Genomic DNA, 2584 nt, shown 5'->3' on the forward strand with positions numbered 1-2584 from the left:
CCCGCTCCAATCTCTTCATCGTGTTGTCTCTTGATGTCCCTCACCTGATTTAATACCTGACACAGCCACCAGGCTGCGATTTTCCGATCCTGACGTTCGCCAACCTAGCTCCGGTCAGCGCCTCTGCCGCGCAGGTTTGCTGATGCCATCCCTATTGGCATCAGCATGGTCAGGCGGTGTCAACGTGGGAGGCATGGGGAGGTAAGCGGCCACTTTCCTCGACGCGGCCGCCATCCTTGGGGTCAGTGAGTCTGCTTGGCGGCCGCGCCCCGTTTCTGCCTGTTTGCCTGCTGCAGGCTAGCCTGTTCGGCACCATAGAGCGCGGCGCCGATGATGCCTGCCTGGTTGAGGCTGGCGGCGGCGATGAGCGGAGCCCGGCTGGCTATCCTGTCGACGAACTTGTCGAGTTTGGCGGCAGTGCCTCCGCCCAGGATGAAGAGATCCGGCGAGAAGAGGAACTCGAGCCGGGCCAGGTACTGATTGAAACGCTTGCCCCATTTCCCCCAGGAGAGATCCTCCCGCTTGCGCGCCGCATCCGAGCAGTAGTGCTCGGCTATCATGCCCTCCAGCATCAGGTGACCCAGTTCGGTATTGGGCAACAGATGACCCTCGACAAACAGGGCTGTACCTATGCCGGTACCGACGGTGATCAGGATGACGACGCCATCATGATGTTGACCGGCGCCAAATCGCATCTCGGCAAGACCCGCCGCATCGGCGTCGTTGAGCACGAAGCAGGGCTGGCCTGTGACTTCAGAGAACAGCCTGGCGGCATCCGTTTCTATCCAGCTCTTGTCGATGTTGGAGGCATTCTTGGCGACCCCATGGTGTATGGTGGCGGGAAAACCGCAGCCGATGGGCCCCTGCCACTGGAAGTGTTCGACCAATTGCTTGAGGGCATGGGCGATGGCGGCCGGGGTGGCCGGCTGCGGGGTCGGGATGCGATGGCGTTCGCCAATGAGTTCGCCACTCTTTGTATCGACCAGGGCCCCCTTGATGCCCGAGCCGCCTATGTCCACACCCAATATCTGCATCTGGTCTGATCCTTATGATGATGGCGCCACACAAGTGGCGCTAAAGCATGGGAAATGTATGCGGAAACAGCAAGGGGCCTGCTGCTCAAGCGTGATCAGGCAGGCCCTTTTCGATGCAGCGGATGAGCAGCTTGGTCTTGCGGTTCTCACCCTGCTGACGGGCGGTCAGGCTCGCCAGGGCCCAACTGATGTGTTCGGCCACCATGGGTTCGGCAGTTGGCAGGGCGGCCTTCAGCGCATCCAGCACCCCCTCGTCGGCCGGGCCATTGCCCAGCGCCACCGCCAGGTTGCGGCGCCAGCGTTGATAACCGATGCGGCGAATGGGACTCCCTTCGGTGTTCTTGAGAAACTCAGGCTCGGACCAGCACCAGAGATCCAGCAATTTTGGGCTGTGAAGATTGGCGCGTGGGCGAAAGTCAGGCTCGGGGCTGGCATCGGCATAACGATTCCAGGGGCAGATGAGCTGACAGTCATCGCAGCCATAGATGCGGTTGCCGAGCAGGGGTCTGAGCTCGACAGGGATGGGGTCATCGCTCTCTATGGTGAGATAGGAGATGCAGCGCCGACCATCCACCACATAGGGCGCGACGATGGCGCCGGTTGGGCAGATGTTGATGCAGGCCACGCACTTGCCGCACAGCTCTTTCTCCACCGGCTTGTCCAAAGGTAGCGGCAAGCTCAGCAGCAGTTCACCGAGGAAGAAGAAGGAACCTGCGGACTCATTGAGCAAAAGTGAGTGTTTGCCAACCCAGCCAAGCCCGGCCTTGGCAGCCAGAGGCCGCTCCAGCACGGGGGCCGAGTCGACAAAGGGACGCCAGCCCAGCGCGTCGCAGCGCGCTTCAATTCGTTCGCCGAGCTGTTTGAGACGGGCGCGCAGCAGCTTGTGGTAGTCGCGGCCCAGGGCATAACGACTGATGTAACCCAGGCTGGGATCGCGCAGGGTAGCGGCGAATCCTGCCTCGAAGGGGAGATAGTTCATCCGCACCGACAGCACTCGCAGGGTGCCCGGCAGCAGTTCATGGGGACGGGCGCGCATCATGCCATGGCGGGCCATGTAGTCCATAGAGCCGTGGTGGCCGGCATCGAGCCAGGCCTGCAACCTGGACTCTTCCAGGCTTAGGTCAGTGTCCGTGATGCCAGCCTGGTCAAATCCTAGCTCGCGTGCCCAGAGCTTGATATCGTGGGCCAGTTTGTCGAAATCGGGAGCCGTCATGATGCAGATCAACAGGAGAGGAGAGGGCAGTTTACCACAGGTCCGCAGCGAACCGAGCAGTCCTGCCCCGAGCCTGCCCCGAGCCTGCCTGGCCTGCTATGGCGTAGCGAGCAGATCCGTCGGGCCGAGGCCGAGTTGGCAGCTGCTGCGGGGATGCCGCTTTATGAGTTGATGGAGCGTGCCGGTGCGGCTCTGCTTGATTATGCCAGGCAACATTGGCCAGATGCCCACCACTGGTGGGTGTTCACCGGCCCCGGCAACAAGTGGTGGCGATGGCTACGTGTTGGCCAGGTTGGCCCAGGCTGCCGGTTTCAGAGTCAGATCGATAGCCGCGCGA

Annotated in this window: 2 protein-coding genes and 1 pseudogene; 1 reads left to right on the forward strand and 2 read right to left on the reverse strand. The window is 61.8% G+C overall.

The window, feature by feature from the left end; translation table 11 throughout:
• Positions 1-242: 242 nt before the first annotated feature.
• Together ppgK and queG are read right to left on the reverse strand one after the other, a co-directional pair.
• Positions 243-1034, reverse strand: coding sequence for a polyphosphate--glucose phosphotransferase (gene ppgK, locus G113_RS19760; RefSeq protein WP_005912793.1), 792 nt, complete (start codon positions 1032-1034; stop codon positions 243-245).
• A gap of 85 nt (positions 1035-1119) precedes the next feature.
• Positions 1120-2247 (reverse strand): tRNA epoxyqueuosine(34) reductase QueG, encoded by a 1128-nt coding sequence (queG, locus tag G113_RS19765; protein WP_005912795.1) that lies wholly within the window; start codon positions 2245-2247, stop codon positions 1120-1122.
• Here queG and G113_RS21920 point away from each other — a divergent pair.
• Positions 2215-2584, forward strand: a pseudogene (locus tag G113_RS21920) (hypothetical protein); the annotation flags it as partial. The gene queG and the pseudogene G113_RS21920 overlap by 33 nt on opposite strands.

The sequence above is a fragment of the Aeromonas molluscorum 848 genome (genome assembly GCF_000388115.1).
GTDB lineage: Bacteria > Pseudomonadota > Gammaproteobacteria > Enterobacterales > Aeromonadaceae > Aeromonas > Aeromonas molluscorum.